This window comes from Streptomyces sp. 4F14 (assembly GCF_048159485.1).
Taxonomy (GTDB): Bacteria; Actinomycetota; Actinomycetes; order Streptomycetales; family Streptomycetaceae; genus Streptomyces.
Genome location: NZ_JBLRVY010000008.1, coordinates 91,352 through 110,712, shown reverse-complemented (window position 1 = coordinate 110,712; position 19,361 = coordinate 91,352). Strand labels below are relative to the sequence as shown.

Here is a 19,361-nt window from a genome sequence, read left to right as displayed (position 1 = left end):
GGGCGGTTCGTACGCGGGATCTCGTGCGGGTGGGGGCGATCACGCTGCTGGACCTCCGGTCATTTGACGGCTCCACTGGTGATTCCGGACACGATCTTGCGCTGGCCGACGAGGAACACGGCGACCATCGGCAGGCTCATCACCACGACGTACGCGAAGACGAGATGCCAGTTGTTGAGGTAGAGCTGAGCGCTGGCCACCTGGTAGAGGTTGAGCGGCAGGGTGGCCCGGTCTCCGCCGCCGAGGACGAAGAACGCGTAGAAGACGTCGCTCCAGGCGTAGAGCGTCACCATGATCGTCGCGGTGGCGATCACCGGCCGCAGCAGCGGCAGGACGATCCGGACGAAGATCCGCGCGGGCCGTGCCCCGTCGATCCGTGCCGCTTCCTCCAGCTCGAAGGGGATCGCGCGGATGAACCCCGTCATGAAGAAGATCGACGTGGACAGGTACATGCCGGTGTACACGGCGACCATTCCGGGCCGCGTGTTCGCGAGCCCCAGTTGCCGCAGCTCCATCACGACGGTGACGACGGCCGGCGGCAGCAGCAGCCCGCTGATGCACAGCGCGTAAGCCGCCGACACCAGACGGGACTTGCGGCGCGCGAACACCCAGGCGGCGCCCGCCCCGAGCACCAGCACGAGCACCACCGAAGGGACCACGACGAGCAGGGAGTTGAGCAGCCCGCGCAGCATCTCGCCCTGGTTCACGGCGTCTTGGTAGTTGCTGCCCGGCTGCCAGTGCTGCGGCAGGTCCAGGTTGGGCTTGACGGCCTCCCCCTGCGGCTTCGCCGAGGTGACCGCGACCAGCCACAGGGGGACGCCGATGGCGAGCGCGGCGATGAGGATCACGAGAGCGGGACGGCCAACACGCCAGGCGGTCACAGCAGTTGCTCCCTTCGCCTCAGCCCGACGACCAGCGGGATCGCCACCGCGACCACGATCAGGAAGAGCACCAGGCTCATCGCCGTCGCCTGCGCGTACAGGCCCTGGCCGAAGATCCGGAACATGTAGATGTTGAAGACCTCCGTGGAGGCGGCGGGACCCCCGCCGGTCGTGGCCTGCACGATGTCGAAGGTGTTCATCGAACCGATCAGCGCGGTCGTCACGTTGAAGGTCACGGCCGGCGCGAGCATGGGCCAGCGCACCGACCAGAACGTCCGCCAGGGCCCGGCGCCGTCCATCCGCGCGGCTTCGAGCATGTCGTTCGGGATGCCCTTGAGCCCCGCCAGGTAGATCAGCATCGACAGGCCCATCCACTTCCAGCCGTGGATGACACTGACGATCACCAGCGTCCAGGTCGTGGACCCCAGCCACGGAATGTCCGTGCCCAGCACGGAGTTGAGGGCGCCGTCCTGGTCCAGGAGCGCCTGGAACACGTACCCCGTGGCGAGCGCCGAGATCAGCACCGGGAGGAAGAACACGGCCCGGAAGAACCGGTTGAACCGGGTGTCCGCCTCCAGGAGCAGCGCCAGGACGAGACCGAAGCCGTTCTGGAACAGCGCGGCGAGGACGGCGTACAGCAGCGTCGTCCGGATCGCCCGCAGCAGGGAGCCGTCCTCGGCGACCGTCCTGAAGTTGTCGAGGCCGGTGAAGGAGATGTCCGAGTGGTACGACGACCAGTTCGTGAACGGGTAGTAGAAGTTGAGCAGGTTGGGGGCCAGGAAGAAGCCCGCGAAGACGGCGATCGCGGGGAGGGCGAACCACCAGGGGTGGTGGACGGCGGCGCGGGGGAGCCTTCCCGGTGCTTTGCGTTCGGTGGGGCCGGAGTTGGCGCGGACCATGGTCTGAGTCATCGTCAGAACCCGGGTGCGCCCTGCGCCTTGGCGACCTGGGCGAACTGGTCCTGGATCGCCTGCGCGACCTGCTGCGGGCTCTTCTTGCCGTAGATCATGTCGGCGAGGTAGAGGTGCGTGTCGGGGGCGACGATCGCCTTCGCCTGGAAGACGCCGATCGCCTTGGGCAGCGCGGCGACTTGGGCCTTGGCTGTCTGCGGGAGGCCGGCCGGGGTCGGCACCGACGGCTGCACGGACGGGATCTTCATCGCCGCGATGTAGTCGGCGTAGTCGGGCCCAAGCCAGAACGCGAGGAACTGCCGGGCCGCGTTCTCCCGCTTCTCGTCACCCGTGCGGAAGGCGACCACGCCGTTCGTCTGGTCCGGTGAATACAGGCCGGTCGCCGAGGAGTTGGCGACGGGGAACCAGCCGATCTTCTGGTCGATCTCGGCCGTCGAGTACTTCGCCTGCAACTGGGACTGGAACGAGGTGACGTTGAGGACCATCCCCGCCTCGCCCTTCCACAGGGCGTCCGCCTGGCCGGTGAACGTGCCGGTGCGGTAGTTCTTCTGCGCGAGGCCCGCGTCGAAGAGCTTGTCCTTGTACTTCTTGATGGCGGCGACCACCACCGGGTCGGTCCACTTCTTCTCACCCTTGTTCAGCCCGTCCCACCACGCCGGGTCGAGGTCGGTGAGCTGGAGCTGCATCTGCCACTGGAGGGGCCACTTGTCGCCCCCCGCCTCGTAGAAGCCCGCCGCGTCCGTCTTGTCGGTCACCGTGCGGCCGAGGGCGAGGAGTTGGTCGTAGGACTTCGGGAAGTCCTTCTCGCTCAGGCCGGCCCGGCGGAAGACGTCCTTGTTGTAGTAGACGCCGAGCATCGCGGGGCTGGTGACGATCGCCGCGTACCGCTTGCCGTCGATCACGCCCAACTTCTGTTCCGTGCCGCCGAGTTTCGCGACCCATGGCTCGTCGTCCAGGGTCAGGAGGTTCTGCTTCGGCTGGATGAACGGCAGCGTGGAGATGGAGGGCTGCCAGAACATCAGGTCGGGGCGGTCGCCCGAGGCGAGCTTCGTCGGGACGTTCTGCTCGTACAGGTCCGGGACAGCCTGCGTCTCGACCTTCGCGCCGGTCGCCTTCTGGAAGGCGTCGATCACCTGCTTCGGCGCGGTGACCGTGTTCTGCGCGGTCCACATCGTCAGCTTCACGCCGTCCAGACGCGCGGTCGGGTCGACGGCCGCACGCTTCGTGTCCTTCGCGTCCGCGCCGGAGTCACCGGCGGTCGGGTCGCTGCACGCGGTGGCGGCAAGGCCGAGGGCGCAGATCAGCGCCAGGGCCGGGAGAGCTCTTGTCTGCATCACGTGCCTTTCGAGAACGGGGTGGTTCAGGAAGCAGGAGTGAGAACAGTGGTGCTCGTGAGGGGTGTTGAGTTGTGCGGTGTCGTACGCCCGTGCCGGTGCGGGGAGTTCAGGGGGCGGCGGGCGGTGGTGCCGTGCTCTCCCGTACCACCAGCTCCGGTACGGAGACGGGGTGCGGGGCGATCTGTGACGACTTCTCCAGCACCCCGTGCAGCGAGGCGAACGCGGCTCTGCCGAGGCCGGTGAAGTCGAGGCGGACGGTCGTCAGGGACGGGGTGAGGTAGGCCGAGTGGGGGGCGTCGTCGAAGCCGGCCACGCTGACCTCGCCGGGCACGCCGCGGCCCGACTCGTGCAGGGCGCGCAGGACACCGAGCGCCAGGTCGTCGTTGCCGCACAGGATCGCCGTGACGGCGGGGTCGCGGGCCAGCCCGAGGCCCGCCGCGTGTCCGCCCGCCGGTCCCCAACTCCCTTGCAGGGGACGGGGGACCGTGGCGCCGGCCTCGCGCAGCGCCTGGCGCCAGCCTTCCGTGCGGGCCGCCGTACGCCGGGTGCTGGAGGGGATCGCGACGTAGTGCACCGTGCCGTGGCCCAGCGCGAGGAGGTGGCGCGTCGCCTCGTACGCCGCCTGCCGGTCGTCCGTCCACACCCAGGGGCGGTCGCCCTCCGGAGGGCTCGCGGGGGTCTCGACCACGCCCACGACCGGGAGTTCGGGAGGCACGGCCGTCAACGCCCGGACGCCCGCCGGATCGTACGCGATCACGATCAGGCCGCCGCTCGCGTCCGCCGCGCGCCGGACCTCGGCGGCCACGGCCGCCTCGTCGGCGGACTCCAGGACGCCGATCCCCACCGCGTACGACGCCGCGCGGGCCGCCTCCTCGATGCCCTGGAGGATCGCCGCGTACCCGTAGTGCGTCGTGTTCGCCGTCAGCACCGTCACGCTCCGGCTGCGGCCGCTGGCCAGCGCCAGTGCCGTCGCGTTGCGGCGGAAGCCCAGTTCGTCGATCGCCGCGAGGACCCTGTCGCGGGTCTCCTGGCGGACGCTGGGGTGGTCGTTGATCACCCGGGAGACGGTCTGGTACGAGACACCGGCGGCGCTCGCCACATCCCTGATGCTCGCCGGGCGCCTTGTGTGACCGGTCACATCCATGCCAGGATTGTGACCGGTCACATAGGGGTCGTCAAGAGACCGTAACGACGGATTCACGAGACGGATTTACGTGACGGGAGACGCGGTGGACGGGTTTGTGTGGGGGCGGCCGGGGATGGAGGTCGCGTTCGCGATCACTTCCGACGGGACGGTCAGGGTGGTGGGGCTCGGCTCCGGGAGTCCGCCGGTGGATGCCGAAATCGCCCTTCCCCTGGTCGAGTTGACGGCGTTCGGGCAGGGGAGCGGGTGGTCCGGGCCGCGGTTCACGGGGACCGCGCCGGGGAATCGGCTGCGGTACCAAGGGCATTGCGTCGACGGGTCGAGGCTGATTGTCGAACTCCACGATCCCGACACGGGGTTGACCGCCTTCGCCGAGTTCGAGTCCTACGCCGGGGTGTCGGTGGTGCGGTCCCGGGTGCGGCTGCGCAACGACGGTGCCTCGCCGCTCGTCGTCCAGTCCGTCAGCAGTCTGCTGCTCGGCGCGCTGCCTTCGCCGGACGCCCTGGATGTGCACTGGGCTCGCAACGACTGGCTCGCGGAGTGCCGTTGGGTGTGCGCGCCGGTGCGGGATGTCCTCGTCGATATCGGGGCCGCTGTGCATCAGCACGACAGCCGGGCCGCGTTCCGGCTCACCGGGAGGGGGAGTTGGCCCACCGACGGGCACCTCGCGATGGGGGCGCTGACCGAACGGGGCGGTGGGCGGGCCTGGTTGTGGCAGATCGAGTCACCCGCCGGGTGGCGGTGGGATCTGGGGGAGCGGGACGGGGGGACCTACCTCGCGCTCAACGGGCCCACCGACGCCGAGCATCAGTGGCGGGTGCGGCTCGGGGCGGGGGAGTCGTTCACGACGGTGCCTGTCGCGGTGGCGGTCGGGGCCGGGTTCGACGAGGCGATGGGGGCGATGACCTCCTACCGGCGTGCCGTGCGGCGGGCTCATCCCGATCATGTGGGGCTGCCCGTCGTCTTCAACGACTACATGAACACGCTGATGGGGGACCCTACTTCGGAGAAACTCCACCCGCTGATCGACGCCGCCGCCCGTGCCGGCGCCGAGTACTTCTGCATCGACTCCGGGTGGTACGACGACGATGCCGACGGGTGGTGGGACAGCGTCGGTGAGTGGGAGCCGTCCGTCCGGCGGTTTCCCGACGGGGGGATCCGGCGGGTGCTGGAGCGGATCCGGGAGCGGGGGATGGTGCCCGGGCTGTGGCTGGAGCCCGAGGTCGTCGGGGTGCGCAGTCCTGTCGCCCGGTCGCTTCCCGACGATGCGTTCTTTCAGCGGGACGGGATCCGGCTCGTCGAACAGGGGCGGCACCAGCTCGACTTGAGGCATCCGGCGGCCCGTGCGCACCTCGACAAGACCGTCGACCGGATCGTCGGGGAGTGGGGGGTCGGGTATCTGAAGCTGGACTACAACATCGTCGTCGATCCCGGGACGGAGGGGCCGGGGGATCTGGCGCCCGGCGCCGGGCTGTTGGGGCACGGGCAGGCTTATCTCGACTGGCTCGGCGGGGTGTTGGACCGGTATCCCGGGCTGGTCGTCGAGAGTTGCGCGTCCGGGGGGATGCGGATGGACGGGGCGACGCTGGCGGTCGCGCAGTTGCAGTCGACGAGCGATCAGCAGGACCCCTTGCGGTATCCGCCCATCGCCGCTTCCGCTGCCACCGTCGTGCCGCCCGAGCAGGGGGCCGTGTGGGCCTATCCGCAGCCGTCGTACCCGGACGAGTTGATCTCGTTCACCTTGGGCGGGGCGTTGTTGGGGCGGATCCATCTGTCGGGGCATCTGGATCGGATGACCGAGCGTCAGATGGGGCTGGTCCAGGACGCGTTGAGGGTCTACAAGGAGATCCGGGGCGACCTCGCGCGGGCCTTGCCGTTCTGGCCGTTGGGGTTGCCGGGGTGGGGGGACGAGTGGGCGGTGCTGGGGATGCGGGTGCCGGGCGGGCCGTCTTACCTGTCGGTGTGGCGGCGGGGTGCGGAGGGGGAAGTGCGGGTGCCTGTTGAGCATTTGGCGGGGCGGGCGGTGGTGGCCGAGGTGGTGCATCCGGGTGCGGGCGGGAGTGGGGGTGCGGTGTGGGACGGGAGTGGGGTGCGGGTGGCCGTGGGGTCTGTTCCGGGGGTGGTGCTGGTGCGGTTGAGGTGAGACGGGTCAGGGTGCCAGTGGGACGCTGAACGCGGGTGGGTGAGGGGGACTTTGCGGTCTCCCCCTGTCTTTCGCGCTGACAGGGGGAGACCCATGACTCACCGCGTCACTCGCCCGACGGCGCCGTCTGGGGTGCTCCCAGAGGTACCGGCGTACCGAAGTTCGGGGTGCCGTCCGTGTTCCACGTGAACTTCTGGGCCCGGGTCGAGCGGTTCATGTCGCAGCCGCCGTTCGGTGAGCTGTTGGCGTGGTAGACCATCCAGTCCTCTGTGCCGTCCGGGGACTTGAAGAAGCCGTTGTGGCCGGGGCCGTAGACGCCGTTCGCGTTGGAGCGCTGGAAGACGGGGTTGGGGGATTTTGTCCAGGAGGAGGAGTTGAGGGGGTCGCCTCCGTTGTAGGTGAGCATGCCGAGTTTGTAGTCGGGGGTGGAGCAGTGGCTTGCCGAGTAGATGATGAAGGTCTTGCCGTTGCGTTGCAGGACTTCCGCGCCCTCGTTCACCGCGCCGCCGACCGTCTCCCAGCTGTAGGTCGGCGTGGAGAGGATGCGGCGGGTGCCGCTCGCCGTCCAGGGGTTGGAGAGGGGGCGGATGAACATGGGCTGGGAGCCGTTGTAGAACGTGCCCAACAGGTAGAGCTGGCCGTTGAGTTGGAGGATCCCGGGGTCCAGTTCCCAGGTGTTGTCCTGGGACGGGTCCAGCAGGTCCGCCTTGAACGTGTACGGGCCCATCGGGTCCAGGCCCGCGCTCTCCAGGACGTGGATGCGCTGGGTGCCGAGGTCGAAGGGTTCACGCCCGGCCGTGTAGTAGAAGTACCAGCGCTGGCCGCTCGGGCCGTTGAGGAGATGGAACTCCGGCGCCCACATCGTCCCGGCGCCGTTGGGGCGGGTCAGGTTGAAGACGACCTGGTCGGAGGCGGTCGCGAGGCCGGCGAGGGTCGGCGACTTGCGCATGGTGATCGTCGAGTTCCACGTCGTCGTCGCCAGGTAGTAGTTGCCGTTGTAGTACGTCATCCACGGGTCGGGACCCTGCTGCTTGAGCGGGTTGGTGAAGGTCCCCGGCGTGGTCCCGCCCCCGCTGAAGCCGGGCAGCCGCCACACCCGCCCCGCCGTCGAACCGCACGGCAACTGCACGAGGTTGGTGTTGGGCGCCGACGAACCCCCGCTGGGCGTCACACACTTGCCCGACCCCACCGACACGAGGTTGAACGTCTTGTCGGTCCCGCCGACGGTCACCGGCGTCAGCCGCCACTGCTGGTTGGTCCCGCCATGGCACGGCCACTGGATGACGGCCGCGTTGTCGGCGGTCGACGCCCCGTACACGTCCACGCACTGCCCGGACTGCGCGGTGACGGTGTAGACGTCGCTCGTCCCCGCGACCGGCGTGTAGGTGAAGCTCTGGTTGGCCCCCGACGAACAGGCGAACGCCCTGAGCTGGGCCCCGTTCGTCGTCGAACTCCCCGGCAGGTCGAGGCAGTTGCCGCCGTTCTGGTTGACGCCTGTGGAGGTGAAGGCCACGGCGGCCGACGCGGATTGCTGTGGCACCACGAGGAAGGCGACCGCGAGCGTGAGGAGCGCCAGGAGCGCTCTGCATCTGGACAGGGCGGATCTGGTCATGGCCCGTACACCTTCGCTTCGAGAAGGCCGACCGAACTCGTGCCGGTACTGGTCAGCAGCACCCGTAGCCGGCTGGTGTTCGTGGCGGTGAACGTCACGTGGTTGTACTGGTTCTTCGCGAGCGGGTACGCGCTCGCCCCCGGCACGTCGGCGTACGAACTGCCGTTCCAGTACTGGAGTTTCCAGGCCGACGGCATGTCGATGCCCTGGTCGTCGTCGAAGAAGTACACGTCCGCCGAGTTCACGGTCCGCGCGGTCGGCCACGTCAACTCGGCCCACTGCTGGCCGGTTTCGGGCCAGGTGCCCCAGCGCGGGTTCACCGTGTCGTTCGACGAGGGCGGATCGATCCCGTCGTTGACGGCGGCGACGCTCTCCCAGGACGACGTGTACGACGCGGAGGCGGTCGCCGACAGCGCCTGGTTGGAGGGCGGTTGGACGCCGCCCCGGTTGAACACCTTCACCTCCGTGAGCCCGGTCTTCGCCCCGGACGCGTTGGTCGCGAGCACCCGGACGCGCTGGGCGTTCACCGCCGGGAAGGTCACCAGGTTGTAGTTGGCGCGCGGCACCGAGGGACTCTTCGTCTGGCTCGGCACGTCCACCCACGAACTGCCGTTGTAGTACTGGATGGTGTACGCCGACGGCGCCCGGTAGGTCCCGCTCGCCGGACGGCTGTCCTTGAAGTACAGGCGCACCTCGTTGAGCGTGCGGGACGTCCCGAGGTTCAGCTCGTACCAGTCCTGCGCGTTCGGGGAGCCGCCCGCGCCCCAGAAGGGTTCGTTGGTGGGATACCCGTCGACCGCGCCGGACGTCGCGCTGCCGGAGCCGGTGTAGGAGGCCGAAGTGGTCGCGCCCGAGGCGAGGTTGGTGAGGTCGGCCGTCAGGTCGACGCCCGCCTTCGCGAGCATGTCGGTCATCCGGGGGCTGTCCTGCACGACCTGGTTCGGTGCCTTCAGGCCCGCAACCGCCGTGTGGTAGCCGACCGTTCCGCTCGTCGTGACGTCACCGGTCGCCGGGTCCCACGTGAACGGCACCAGCGAGTTCACGGTCGCCACCCGGCTGCCGTTGATGAAGATCGAGTACCCCTCGGGGACTCCCGGATAGCGGACCACGCCGTCGGACGGGTCGTCCCAGACGATTGTCAGGTCGGCGCCCCGGTAACGGACGTTGTTGACCGTGAAGTGCGACCAGCCGATGTCGATCGGCGACAGCTCGACCTTCGCGTCGTTGCGCGGACGCAGACCCGCCACGTCCTCGACGACCGTCCAGTTGCTGCTGCCGAGGATGTTGTGGTGGATCCAGGAACGGTAGGTGATCGCGCTGCCGTTCCAGTCCGCCCAGAACTCGTTCGCGTCCGGCCACTGCGTGTTGCCGTTCACGTACTGCGCCCACGTGTTCCAGTACAGGAGCTTCTTGTAGTCCGTCGCGTTCATCCACGAGTTGGGGTAGTTGCGCAGGACGGAGGAGTACAGCCGGAACTGGACCGTGGAGTTGATGGTCGAGAAGTTGTTGGAGCCGGGCTCGCCTGCCTCGGCCGCCGCCTGCTTGTCGACCTGGTTCGCGGTGTAGAACGGGAACACCGGGTACTGCGCGGGGTCGTCGTACAGGCGCAGTGCCTGCCGGTAGGTCGCCGTGTTGGGGACCGCGCCGACCGAGAACGGGTAGTAGTTGTTGATCTCCTTCCACGGCACCCATTCGTTGGTGGACTTGAGCCGGTGCTCGAAGAGCTGGCGGCTGGGGTTCCACAGGACGTTGACGATGGCGTCCTTGATCTGGTTCGCCAGGGTGCGCATCTCGGCGGCCTTGGCGGTGTTGCCGATCGCGTCGTACGCCTGCGCGGCGGCCAGCGCGCCGCTGTACTGGTAGGCGGACTCGGCGCGGTCCATGTTGCCGGGCTTCCAGTGGAAGGAGACGGCGTCCGCGTCGTTGCCGGTCAGCGCGCCCCAGTCGTACTCGATGAGCTTGTTGTTGTCGTGGTCGTAGTAGGCGAGTTGGCCCTTCACGTCGCCCTCGGCGTAGTGCGCGAGGTTCGCCGCGATGCCCGGCTGGCCGCCGTGGAGCTGGTAACTGCGCCACGCCGCCTCGGCGGTGTACTGCGTGTAGCTGTTGGACCAGTTCTCCGGGTCGCCCGGGTTGTCCAGGAACCGTCCGCCCTTGGAGACCTGTCCGACGCTCAGCCAGTCACCGTACGAATAGGCCGGATCCCGCAGGTACTTGAGGTCGTCGATGTGCATCGGCTGGGTCAGCGCGATCGCGTTGTTGTAGCCGAGGACGCCCTCGGTGGACGTCGGGAACTGGAAGGTCTGGCCCGGGATGTCGGCGTCCAGGTTGTTGAAGCGCATCAGCCACCAGCGGTAGTAGATGTTCTTCTTGATCGCCGGTTCGGGTACGTCGATGTAGGGCACGTTCTTCGCCCACCACTGGTTGTAGGCGCGCACGTGCGTCGCGAACGCGGTGTCCGCCGTGTATCCGGCGTAGGCGTTGTACTCGCTCAGCGAGGCCGGGATCTCGTCGGTGACGAAGCCCATCACGACCTTCACGGTCGTCGTCGCGCCGGCCGCGACGGTCACCGAGCGGTTCAGGCCGCCGCTGGAGACGGTGAACCCGTCGCCGGTCAGGCGGGGTCGGATGGTCGTGAGGTTGTTGTACGCGTTGACCTGGCCGGTGAGTTCACTGCCGCTGCCGGTCGTCGCGTACGGGGACGTGGCGCGGAGTTGGAGCGTCGTCGACGCGGTGCCGTTGTTCTTGATCGCGAGGTTCGTCACGGCGACGTTGTTGTCGGTGATGAACTTGGTCTGCGTGACCGTCGTCGAACCGCTGGTGTGGACGCTGCGCCAGTGGCTGGGCACCTGGCGGCGCTGGGCGACCTGTTCGGTGAACGTGCCGGGGGTGATCGCGACCGTGTAGGCGTTGTTGTTGCTGATGCTCTCCCAGTAGGCGACCTGGCCGCCGAAACCGAGCGTGCCCGGAGTGTGGGTCTTCATGAACAGGGCCCGGCCACGGCTCATCAGCCAGGGGCCCGCCGGGTCGTCGCCGGTGCGGGCGAGGAGGCGGTCCATCCAGAAGTCGGTGCCCGAACTCTCCGCGTCGTACACGGACTTCATCATGTCGCCGGTCGTGTAGCCGACCGGCGGGTTCGGGATCGCGGGCCCGTTGAAGGTGGGGAAACCGATCGTCTGCGACGCGTGGGCCGGGGGCGCGACGAGGAACGGACAGAGCATGAGCAGCAACGCGAGAAGCAGGGCGTGCGGTCTTCTCATCGGAGGCTCCCTGGGTGGGGGTGACGAGAGGCACGGAAAGGGACCTAAAAGGTTTTCGCAAAGTAGGAGTGAGCTGACGAGCTGTCAAGGGACTGCGGGGAAAGCCGGTTTCACGTCAGGACAGGGCGGCCGTCGACCCCCGGATCACGACCCGGCACCGTACGGTCTCCACCCCCGACTGCCGCGCCCCCTCGATCGCCCCCGACAGCGCGTGCGCCGCCGCCCTCCCCACCTGCTCCAGATTCATGTCCACGCTTGTCAGCGGCGGGCGTGAAGCGGCCGTCAGTACCTGCCAGTTGTCGAACCCCATCACCGAAACGTCCTCCGGCACCCGCCGCCCCCGCTCCCGCAACACGTCGATGACACCCCGCGCGATCTGATCGCTCCCGCACAACACCGCGTCGACATCGGGGTGTTGGTCGAGGAGCAGCACGGTCGCCGCCCGCCCCCACCCCTCCGACCACGCCCCGAACCGTGGCTCACCGACCAGATCGAGCCCGGCGTCCGCCAGCGCGGAGCGCGCCCCCGCCACCCGGTCGTGCGCGGCGGCGTACCCGGGGTCGCCGGTGATGTGCGCGATCCTGGTCCGCCCGCAGGCCAGCAGATGGGCGACGGCGATCCGGCCGGCGTCCACGTTGTCCGGGACCAGCGACAGATCCTCGGGATCCTCCGAGGGGGCGTACGCGTACACCACCGGCACCGGCAGGTTCCGGCCGAGCGAGGGGCGCGGGTCGGTACGGCTGCCCACCACGATCAGCCCGTCCACCCGCCGCCCCAACAGGGCGCGCACATGGTGCTGTTCACGGATCGCGTCGCCCCGCGCGTCGCACAGGAACACCGCGACCTCGCCCGCGCCGAACGCGTCCTCCGCGCCCATCAGGATCGGGATGCTGAACCGGCCCTCCAGGTCGCTGGTGAGCAGGCCGACCGTGCCCGAGCGGCCCTCCAGCAGGCCCCGGGCCAGCTGGTTGGGGCGGAACGCGAGCCGCTGCGCCGCCTCGATCACTCGCTGCCGGGTCTCCGCGCGGACCTGGCTGCGGCCGTTCAGCGCCTTGGAGGCGGTCGCGATGGACACGCCCGCCAGCCGGGCGACGTCACCGAGGGTCGCGGGCTGCGAACGAGCGGGGCCGGGGGCCGGGTTCATGGGGGTCTCCTTCTCGCGTCGCGTGCGTAAACGGTACGCGAGTCGCTTTCGGCAAGGCCGCGAGATGGACGTTTCCAGGGGTTTCGGCAATCGGACAAGAACCGTGTCGTACAGGGGGATTGACGAGCCATCAGGCCCGCCCTAGCTTTCTGAAAGCCTTTTCGGTTCGTTTCCGCGCGACTGGGGGATCGACATGAGGAGCACCACCGGACGTGTACGCCGACTCGTCAGCGGGGCGGTGGCACTCCTCGCCGCCGCGAGCCTGGCCACGGCCTGCGGCTCGTCGGACGACGGCGACGGCAAGGACGGGAGCGGGGGCGGGGGTGCGTCCTCCGGCGGCGCCACCGGCGTCGACGACGGCGCGAAACTCACGATGTGGACGCGCGCCGCGACCCGCCCGCAGAGCGAGGCCCTGGTCAAGGCGTACAACGAGAGCCACAAGAACAAGGTCGAGCTGACCGTCGTCCCCACCGACGACTACCAGGCCAAGGTCGGCGCGGCGGCCGGCTCGCGCGAACTGCCCGACCTGTTCGCCTCGGACGTCGTGTTCGTGCCCAACTACACGTCCAGCGGCCTGTTCGCCGACCTGACCTCCCGCATCGACGCCCTGCCGTTCGCCGCCAAGCTCGCCCAGTCGCACATCAAGGCCGGGACGCACGACGGCAAGAAGTACGTCGTCCCCCACACCCTCGACCTCTCCGTCCTCTTCTACAACAAGTCCCTCTACAAGCAAGCCAAGTTGGACCCCGAGAAGCCGCCCACGACCCTCGCCGAGTGGGACCGACAGGCGCGTGCCGTCAACGCGTTGGGCGGCGGTGTGAACGGCACCTTCTTCGGCGGCAACTGCGGCGGCTGCGGCGTCTTCACCTGGTGGCCCTCCATCTGGGCGGCGGGACAAGAGGTGTTGAACGACGACGGCACCGCCGCCACCCTCGACTCGCCGACCGCGAAGAAGGTGTACGACGTCTACCGGGGCTGGGTGAAGGACGGCATCCTCGCGCCCGGCGCCAAGGAGGAGACCGGCACGACCTGGACCGGCGTCTTCCCCAAGGGCAAGGTCGGCGTCATGCCGATGCCCTCGACGACCCTCGGCCTCATGCCGAAGAACCTCGACCTCGGCGTCGCCCCCATCCCCGGACCCGACGGCGGCAAGTCCACGTTCGTCGGCGGGGACGCCATCGGCATCGCCGCCACCAGCAAGAACGCCGACCAGGCATGGAACTTCCTCGCCTGGACCCTCGGCGACGACGCCCAGGTGAACGTGGTCGCCGCGCACAAGGACGTCGTCGCGCGCACCGACCTCGCGTCCAACAAGTACTCGGCCGCCGACCCGCGCCTGGTCACCATCAACCAGCTGGTGGGGGAGGGCCGTACGCCCTACGCGCTCAAGTTCGGGCAGACCTTCAACGACCCCAACGGGCCCTGGCTGAAGCTCATGCGGGACGCCGTCTTCGGGGACGGGAGCGGGATCGACAAGGACAACAAGGAGGTCTCCGCGTCGCTGGCCGACTGACCGGCCCGATCGCGTCGCCGGTCGACCGACCCGATCAGGGAGGGGATCCCTTGCAGGTCAAGGCAGTTGAGCGGACGGCGGCCCCGCATCCGTCCGCCGCACCAAAGCCGCCCCGCACCCGCCGCTGGTGGCGCACCCGCACCGCGCAGGGTATCGGGTACGCCACCCCCACCGCCCTCTTCGTCGCCGTCTTCTTCCTCTTCCCGCTCGTCCTCGTCGCCCAGATGTCCCTGAGCGACTGGCCGTTGCTCGCCGGGGACCGGGGCGGCAACGCACCCGAGAACTTCACCGACGTCACCGACAGCTCCCTCTTCTGGCCCGCCGTCCGCTTCACCCTCCTCTACACGGCCGTCGTCACCGTCGTCCTCCTCGGACTCGCCCTGCTGCTCGCCCTGTTGGTCCAGGAGTCCCGCCCCGGCGCCGGGTTCTTCCGCACGGTCTACTTCCTGCCCGGCGCCCTCGGACTGACCTCCGCGTCCCTGCTGTTCTGGGGGCTGTACAGCCCCAACACCGGGCCGCTGAGCAAGATCCTGGAAAAACTCGGCCTCGTCGACGACCCCGTCTCCTTCCTCGGCTCGTCCACGGCCGCCCTCTGGTCGACGGTGTTCCTCGTCGTGTGGAAGTTCGCCGGGTTCTACATGCTCATCCTGCTCGTCGGACTCCAGCGCATCCCGCACGAGCTGTACGAGGCGGCCCGCATGGACGGCGCGAGCCGCGCGCAGATCTTCCGCTCGATCACCCTGCCCCTGCTGCGGCCCTCGCTGGCCCTGTCGTTGCTCCTGTGCGTCACCGGATCCCTGCTCGCCTTCGACCAGTTCTTCGTCCTCACCAAGGGCGGCCCCGACAACAGCACCGTCACCGTCGTCCAGTTGATCTACCGCGAGGCGTTCCAGAAGCTCAACCTCGGTACGGCGGCGGCCCTTTCCATCATCGTGCTGGCCGCACTGCTCCTGCTGAACGCCTTCCAGTTCCGGGGCCTGCGAAGGGAGGACGCGTGAAAGGGACACGCACGCCGTACTACGTCGTCGCCGGCGGCCTCGCCGTCATCTTCCTGTTCCCGCTGCTGTGGAACACCTGGGCGTCGGTCAGCCCCCAGCCCGGCACCGCGCAGGAGTCCGGATACGGTCTCGGCAACTACCGCACCCTCCTCGACTACGACGCCGGACTGTGGCAGTACTTCCTCAACAGCACCCTCGTCTCCATCCTCACGGTCGCCCTCACCCTCGGCGTCTCCCTGCTCGGCGGATACGCCTTCGCCCGCTTCCGGTTCCCCGGCAAGAACCTGCTGTTCCTGGTGACGCTGGCGATCCTGATGGTGCCGTACGCGACCCTCCTCATCCCGCTGTACGTCCTCCTCGGCCGCCTCCACCTCCAGAACTCGCTGATCGGGCTGAGCCTGGTGCTCGCGATGTTCCAACTCCCGTTCGCCACCTTCATGATGCGGATCTCCTTCGAGTCCGTGCCGCGCGAACTGGAGGAATCGGCGCTGGTCGACGGCTGCGGGACGGCGGGCGCACTGCGCCGGATCCTGCTGCCCGCCGTGCGGCCGGGGCTCATCACCGTCGGACTCTTCGCGTTCCTCGCCGCCTGGAACGACTTCATCGCCCCGCTGATCCTGATCTCCGACAGCGAGAAGGCACCGCTGCCGCTGGCCGTCGCGAACCTGCGCCAGCAGAGCATGGGCGCGGTGGACTACGGCGCGACCGAGGCGGGCGTCGTGGTGCTCGCGATGCCGTGCCTGCTGCTGTTCCTGCTGCTGCAACGGCATTACGTGCGTGGGTTCATGTCGGGCGCGCTCAAGGGATGAGCCCTACTTTCCACTGGTTTCGACGACCGGAAGGCTTGAACTGGTGACGGACAACATGGCGGGCCCCCGCGCGACGCCGGTCGTACCCAGCCGGGGCCGGTTGCGGCCCCTCGGACTCGGCGAGGTCAGGATCACCGGCGGGTTCTGGGCCGGACGCAGGCGGACCAACGCGACCGCCACCCTCGACCACTGCCGGTACTGGATGGAACGCGTCGGCTGGATCGGCAACTTCCGCGCCGCCGCCGAGGGCCGCATCCGACACGACCGCAGGGGACGGGAGTTCGCCGACTCCGACGTCTACAAACTCCTGGAGGCCATGGCCTGGGACGGCGACCGCGACCCCGAGATCGCCGCCCTCACCGAGGCCGTCGCCCTCGCCCAGGAACCCGACGGCTACCTCGGCACCGCGTACGGCCGCCCCGGCCAGCAGCCCCGCTACAGCGACCTCGCCTGGGGCCACGAGCTGTACTGCTACGGCCACTTGATCCAGGCCGGCGTCGCCCAGACCCGGGCCCGCGGCGAGGGCGAACTCGCGAAGATCGCCCGCCGGGCCGCCGACCACGTGTGCACGGCCTTCGGCAAACAGGCGCGGGACGGGATCTGCGGGCACCCCGAGATCGAGACCGCCCTCGTCGAACTCTTCCGCACGACCGGCGACCAGCGATATCTGGACCAGGCCGCCCTGTTCGTCGAACGCCGGGGGCAACACACGCTGGAGGACGGCGAGTTCGGCCGCGCGTACTTCCAGGACGACGTACCCGTCCGCGAGGCGACCGTGTTCCGGGGCCACGCCGTACGCGCGCTCTACCTCGCCGCCGGCGCGGTCGACGTCGCCGTCGAGACCGGTGACTCCGCGCTCCTGACGGCCGTGGAACACCAGTGGGAGAACACCGTCGCCCGCCGCACCTATCTCACCGGCGGCATGGGCTCCCACCACCGCGACGAAGCCTTCGGCGACGACCACGTCCTGCCCCCCGACCGCGCCTACTCCGAGACCTGCGCCGGCGTGGCCTCCACCATGCTCGCCTGGCGCCTCCTCCTCGCCACCGGAAACCCGCGCTACGCGGACCTCGCCGAACGCACCCTCTTCAACGTCGTCGCCACCTCCCCCTCCCGGGACGGCCGCTCCTTCTTCTACGCCAACACCCTCCACCGCCGCACCCGGGGCACGGTCCCCGCCCCCGACCAGGAGAGCCCGCGCGCCCAATCCAGCCTGCGCGCCCCCTGGTTCGCCGTCTCCTGCTGCCCCACGAACGTCGCCCGCACCCTCGCCGCCCTCCCCACCCAGCTCGCCACCACCGACGACCACGGCATCCAGCTCCACCAGTACGCCGACGCGGAGATCACCACCGGTGAGTACGCCCTGCGCATCCGCACCGACTACCCCTACGACGGGACGGTCACCGTCACCGTCGACCGCACCCCGCCCCGCCCCTGGACCCTCTCCCTCCGCGTCCCCGACTGGGCGCGCGGCGCCACCGCCTGGCTCACGGACCCCACCGGAACCCGCCGGCCCGTGACCCCGGGCACGGCCACGGTGACCCGCGCGTTCCGCCCCGGCGACGAGATCACCCTCACCCTCCCGGTGACCCCCCGCTGGATCGCCCCCGACCCCCGCATCGACTCGGTACGCGGCACGGTCGCCGTCCAGCGAGGACCCGTCGTGTACTGCGCGGAGTCCGTCGACCTGCCCGGGGACAGGGACGTCGACACCGTACGGGTCGACCCGCGCGGCCCCCTTGAGGACGGTCCCGGCAACACGGTCGTAGCCCCCGGCTCGGTCACGGCGCCGGACGCCGGGGAGCACTGGCCGTACCGACCACTCGACGAGGCACCGCCCACCCCTGAACCCCGGCCGACCGGCATCGTCCTCGTGCCGTACCACTCGTGGGCGAACCGGGGGCCGTCGACGATGAGGGTGTGGGTCCCGACGGAAGGGTGAGATCGGACGCGCCCACAACGATCACGGCCTTCTGCGCGCGGCGCCCGTCAGCCGGCGGTCACCCGGTGTCCGGGGATCGCCGCGAGCAGCTCGCGGGTGTACGCGTGCGCGGGCCGGGCGAACAGGTCCTGAGCCGTGCCCGACTCGACGACCCGGCCCGACCGCATGACGGCGACCTCGTGCGCGATCTGCCGGACCACGGCCAGGTCGTGCGAGATGAACAGGTACGCGACCCCCGTGTCGGCCTGCAACTCCGCGAGCAGCTCCAGGACCTGTGCCTGCACGGACACGTCCAGCGCGGACACCGGCTCGTCGCACACGACCAGGTCCGGCGAGAGCGCCAACGCCCGTGCGATCGCGACGCGTTGGCGCTGACCGCCGGACAGCTCCGCCGGACGCCGCTCCAGGTACGCCGCCGGGAGCGCGACCCGCTCCAGCAACTCCCGGGCCCGCGCGAGCCGCCCCGCGCGGTCGCCGACCCTGAACGCCCGCAGCGGCTCGGTGACCGTCTCGCCGATCGAGAAGCGCGGGTCCAGCGAGGCGTACGGGTTCTGGTACACGAGCTGTGCCCGGCGCCGGAGTTCACGGGTCCGCGCACCGCGTGCCGCCGTCACGTCGGTGCCGTCGAACAGGATCCTCCCGGCCGAGGCGTCCGTGAGGCGCAGCGCCAGGCGGGCGGTCGTCGACTTGCCGGAGCCGGACTCGCCGACCAGGGCGAGGGTGCGGCCCCGGTGCAGGGTGAGGCTGACGTCGTCCACCGCGCGCAGAGCCGTACCGCCCGGGAGCCTGAACTCCTTGGCCACGCCCCGGAGTTCGAGCAGCGGGGTCGGGGAGACGACGGGCGGCGCCGGTCGGGGGCGGGCCTCGGCGAGGCTCGGGGCGCTCGCCAGCAGGCCGCGCGTGTAGGCGTGTTGAGGGTCCGTCAGGACCTCGCGGGTCGGGCCCGCTTCGACCACCCTGCCCTCGGACATGACGACCAGCCGCTGCGCCCGGTCGGCCGCCACGCCCAGGTCGTGGGTGACGAGGAGGATCGCCGTGCCCGTCTCCCGCGTGAGGTGCTGGAGGTGGTCGAGGATGACGCGCTGCACGGTCACGTCCAGCGCGCTCGTCGGCTCGTCCGCGATGATCAGCTCCGGGCGGGCGGCGATGGCGACGGCGATCAGGGCGCGCTGGCGCATGCCGCCGGAGAGTTCGTGCGGGTACTGCCGGGCGCGCACGGCCGGTTCGGGCAGCCCCGCCTGCGCGAGGATGCCGACCGCGTCGCGGGGCGCCGTACGCCGGGTCGCGAGGCCGTGGATGCGCAGCACCTCCGCGACCTGCTCGCCGATGCGCTTGACCGGGTTCAGCGAGACCGTCGGGTCCTGCGGGACGAGGCCGATCCGGGCGCCGCGGATCGTGCGCAACTCCGGTTCGGACAGGGCGGTCAGGTCGTGCCGGCCGAAGCGGACCGTGCCCGCGTCGATCCGCCCGTTCGCCGCGAGCAGCCGGGTGACCGCGTGCGCGGTCGTGCTCTTGCCGGACCCCGACTCGCCGACCACGGCGGTGATCTCCCCGGCGTGGACGTCGAGGTCGACGCCGCGTACGGCGGGGACGCGGGCGCCGGTACGGGTGCCGTACGAGACGGTCAGGCCGCGAATCTCAAGAATTGGCTCAGCGCTCATGCCAGACCC

Annotated in this window: 13 protein-coding genes; 5 read left to right on the top strand and 8 right to left on the bottom strand. The window is 69.8% G+C overall.

All coding sequences use genetic code 11. The annotated features are described in order from the left end of the window. Positions 1–59: 59 nt before the first annotated feature. The 4 genes from ACLZOT_RS15815 to ACLZOT_RS15800 all read right to left on the bottom strand — a co-directional run bounded on the left by ACLZOT_RS15815 (position 60) and on the right by ACLZOT_RS15800 (position 4,273). Entirely contained in the window at positions 60–881 is an 822-nt protein-coding gene (locus ACLZOT_RS15815; RefSeq protein WP_416969527.1) for a carbohydrate ABC transporter permease, read from the bottom strand. Next, positions 878–1,792, bottom strand: a complete 915-nt coding sequence (locus tag ACLZOT_RS15810) for a carbohydrate ABC transporter permease (RefSeq protein ID WP_416969526.1) — start codon at positions 1,790–1,792, stop codon at positions 878–880. Before ACLZOT_RS15810 ends, ACLZOT_RS15815 begins: the two co-directional genes overlap by 4 nt. Positions 1,793–1,794: 2 nt before the next feature. Then, positions 1,795–3,126 carry an ABC transporter substrate-binding protein gene (locus tag ACLZOT_RS15805; RefSeq protein WP_416969525.1) on the bottom strand — a complete coding sequence of 444 codons (1,332 nt, stop codon included), beginning with the start codon at positions 3,124–3,126 and terminating at the stop codon, positions 1,795–1,797. A gap of 109 nt (positions 3,127–3,235) precedes the next feature. Beyond that, on the bottom strand, positions 3,236–4,273 hold the full coding sequence (locus tag ACLZOT_RS15800; protein ID WP_416969524.1) for a LacI family DNA-binding transcriptional regulator: 1,038 nt from the start codon (positions 4,271–4,273) through the stop codon (positions 3,236–3,238). 115 nt (positions 4,274–4,388) lie between these two features. On the opposite strand from ACLZOT_RS15800, the gene ACLZOT_RS15795 reads away from it, so the two are divergent. Next, positions 4,389–6,416, top strand: coding sequence for an alpha-galactosidase (locus ACLZOT_RS15795; RefSeq protein ID WP_416969807.1), 2,028 nt, complete (start codon positions 4,389–4,391; stop codon positions 6,414–6,416). A gap of 106 nt (positions 6,417–6,522) precedes the next feature. On the opposite strand, the gene ACLZOT_RS15790 is transcribed toward ACLZOT_RS15795, so the two are convergent. The 3 genes from ACLZOT_RS15790 to ACLZOT_RS15780 all read right to left on the bottom strand — a co-directional run bounded on the left by ACLZOT_RS15790 (position 6,523) and on the right by ACLZOT_RS15780 (position 12,429). Continuing rightward, positions 6,523–8,028, bottom strand: coding sequence for a family 43 glycosylhydrolase (locus tag ACLZOT_RS15790; RefSeq protein WP_416969523.1), 1,506 nt, complete (start codon positions 8,026–8,028; stop codon positions 6,523–6,525). Continuing rightward, the gene (locus ACLZOT_RS15785) at positions 8,025–11,285 is read right to left on the bottom strand and encodes an MGH1-like glycoside hydrolase domain-containing protein (RefSeq protein ID WP_416969522.1); all 3,261 of its coding nucleotides are present in this window, start codon (positions 11,283–11,285) and stop codon (positions 8,025–8,027) included. Before ACLZOT_RS15785 ends, ACLZOT_RS15790 begins: the two co-directional genes overlap by 4 nt. A 115-nt stretch (positions 11,286–11,400) precedes the next feature. Continuing rightward, the gene (locus ACLZOT_RS15780) at positions 11,401–12,429 is read right to left on the bottom strand and encodes a LacI family DNA-binding transcriptional regulator (protein ID WP_416969521.1); all 1,029 of its coding nucleotides are present in this window, start codon (positions 12,427–12,429) and stop codon (positions 11,401–11,403) included. A 193-nt stretch (positions 12,430–12,622) separates the two neighbouring features. On the opposite strand from ACLZOT_RS15780, the gene ACLZOT_RS15775 reads away from it, so the two are divergent. Genes ACLZOT_RS15775 through ACLZOT_RS15760 form a run of 4 tightly spaced genes read left to right on the top strand, consistent with a single transcriptional unit; the run spans position 12,623 to position 17,691 of the window. Further along, positions 12,623–13,942 carry an ABC transporter substrate-binding protein gene (locus tag ACLZOT_RS15775; protein WP_416969520.1) on the top strand — a complete coding sequence of 440 codons (1,320 nt, stop codon included), beginning with the start codon at positions 12,623–12,625 and terminating at the stop codon, positions 13,940–13,942. Positions 13,943–13,992: 50 nt separating this feature from the next. Beyond that, positions 13,993–14,940 carry a carbohydrate ABC transporter permease gene (locus ACLZOT_RS15770; protein ID WP_416969519.1) on the top strand — a complete coding sequence of 316 codons (948 nt, stop codon included), beginning with the start codon at positions 13,993–13,995 and terminating at the stop codon, positions 14,938–14,940. Continuing rightward, positions 14,937–15,749 carry a carbohydrate ABC transporter permease gene (locus ACLZOT_RS15765; protein WP_416969518.1) on the top strand — a complete coding sequence of 271 codons (813 nt, stop codon included), beginning with the start codon at positions 14,937–14,939 and terminating at the stop codon, positions 15,747–15,749. The genes ACLZOT_RS15770 and ACLZOT_RS15765 overlap by 4 nt, the downstream gene beginning before the upstream one ends. A 55-nt stretch (positions 15,750–15,804) precedes the next feature. Continuing rightward, positions 15,805–17,691, top strand: coding sequence for a glycoside hydrolase family 127 protein (locus tag ACLZOT_RS15760; RefSeq protein WP_416969806.1), 1,887 nt, complete (start codon positions 15,805–15,807; stop codon positions 17,689–17,691). A 47-nt stretch (positions 17,692–17,738) separates the two neighbouring features. Here ACLZOT_RS15760 and ACLZOT_RS15755 read toward each other — a convergent pair whose 3' ends face one another. Continuing rightward, on the bottom strand, positions 17,739–19,352 hold the full coding sequence (locus tag ACLZOT_RS15755) for a dipeptide ABC transporter ATP-binding protein (protein ID WP_416969517.1): 1,614 nt from the start codon (positions 19,350–19,352) through the stop codon (positions 17,739–17,741). Positions 19,353–19,361: the final 9 nt, after the last annotated feature.

What these genes read in the sequence shown, in the direction of transcription:
- ACLZOT_RS15810 (WP_416969526.1), bottom strand. Translation starts at nt 1,792, where the DNA reads ATGACTCAGACCATGGTCCGCGCCAACTCCGGCCCCACCGAACGCAAA.
- ACLZOT_RS15805 (WP_416969525.1), bottom strand. Translation starts at nt 3,126, where the DNA reads ATGCAGACAAGAGCTCTCCCGGCCCTGGCGCTGATCTGCGCCCTCGGC.
- ACLZOT_RS15800 (WP_416969524.1), bottom strand. Translation starts at nt 4,273, where the DNA reads ATGGATGTGACCGGTCACACAAGGCGCCCGGCGAGCATCAGGGATGTG.
- ACLZOT_RS15795 (WP_416969807.1), top strand. Translation starts at nt 4,389, where the DNA reads ATGGAGGTCGCGTTCGCGATCACTTCCGACGGGACGGTCAGGGTGGTG.
- ACLZOT_RS15790 (WP_416969523.1), bottom strand. Translation starts at nt 8,028, where the DNA reads ATGACCAGATCCGCCCTGTCCAGATGCAGAGCGCTCCTGGCGCTCCTC.
- ACLZOT_RS15785 (WP_416969522.1), bottom strand. Translation starts at nt 11,285, where the DNA reads ATGAGAAGACCGCACGCCCTGCTTCTCGCGTTGCTGCTCATGCTCTGT.
- ACLZOT_RS15780 (WP_416969521.1), bottom strand. Translation starts at nt 12,429, where the DNA reads ATGAACCCGGCCCCCGGCCCCGCTCGTTCGCAGCCCGCGACCCTCGGT.
- ACLZOT_RS15775 (WP_416969520.1), top strand. Translation starts at nt 12,623, where the DNA reads ATGAGGAGCACCACCGGACGTGTACGCCGACTCGTCAGCGGGGCGGTG.
- ACLZOT_RS15760 (WP_416969806.1), top strand. Translation starts at nt 15,805, where the DNA reads ATGGCGGGCCCCCGCGCGACGCCGGTCGTACCCAGCCGGGGCCGGTTG.
- ACLZOT_RS15755 (WP_416969517.1), bottom strand. Translation starts at nt 19,352, where the DNA reads ATGAGCGCTGAGCCAATTCTTGAGATTCGCGGCCTGACCGTCTCGTAC.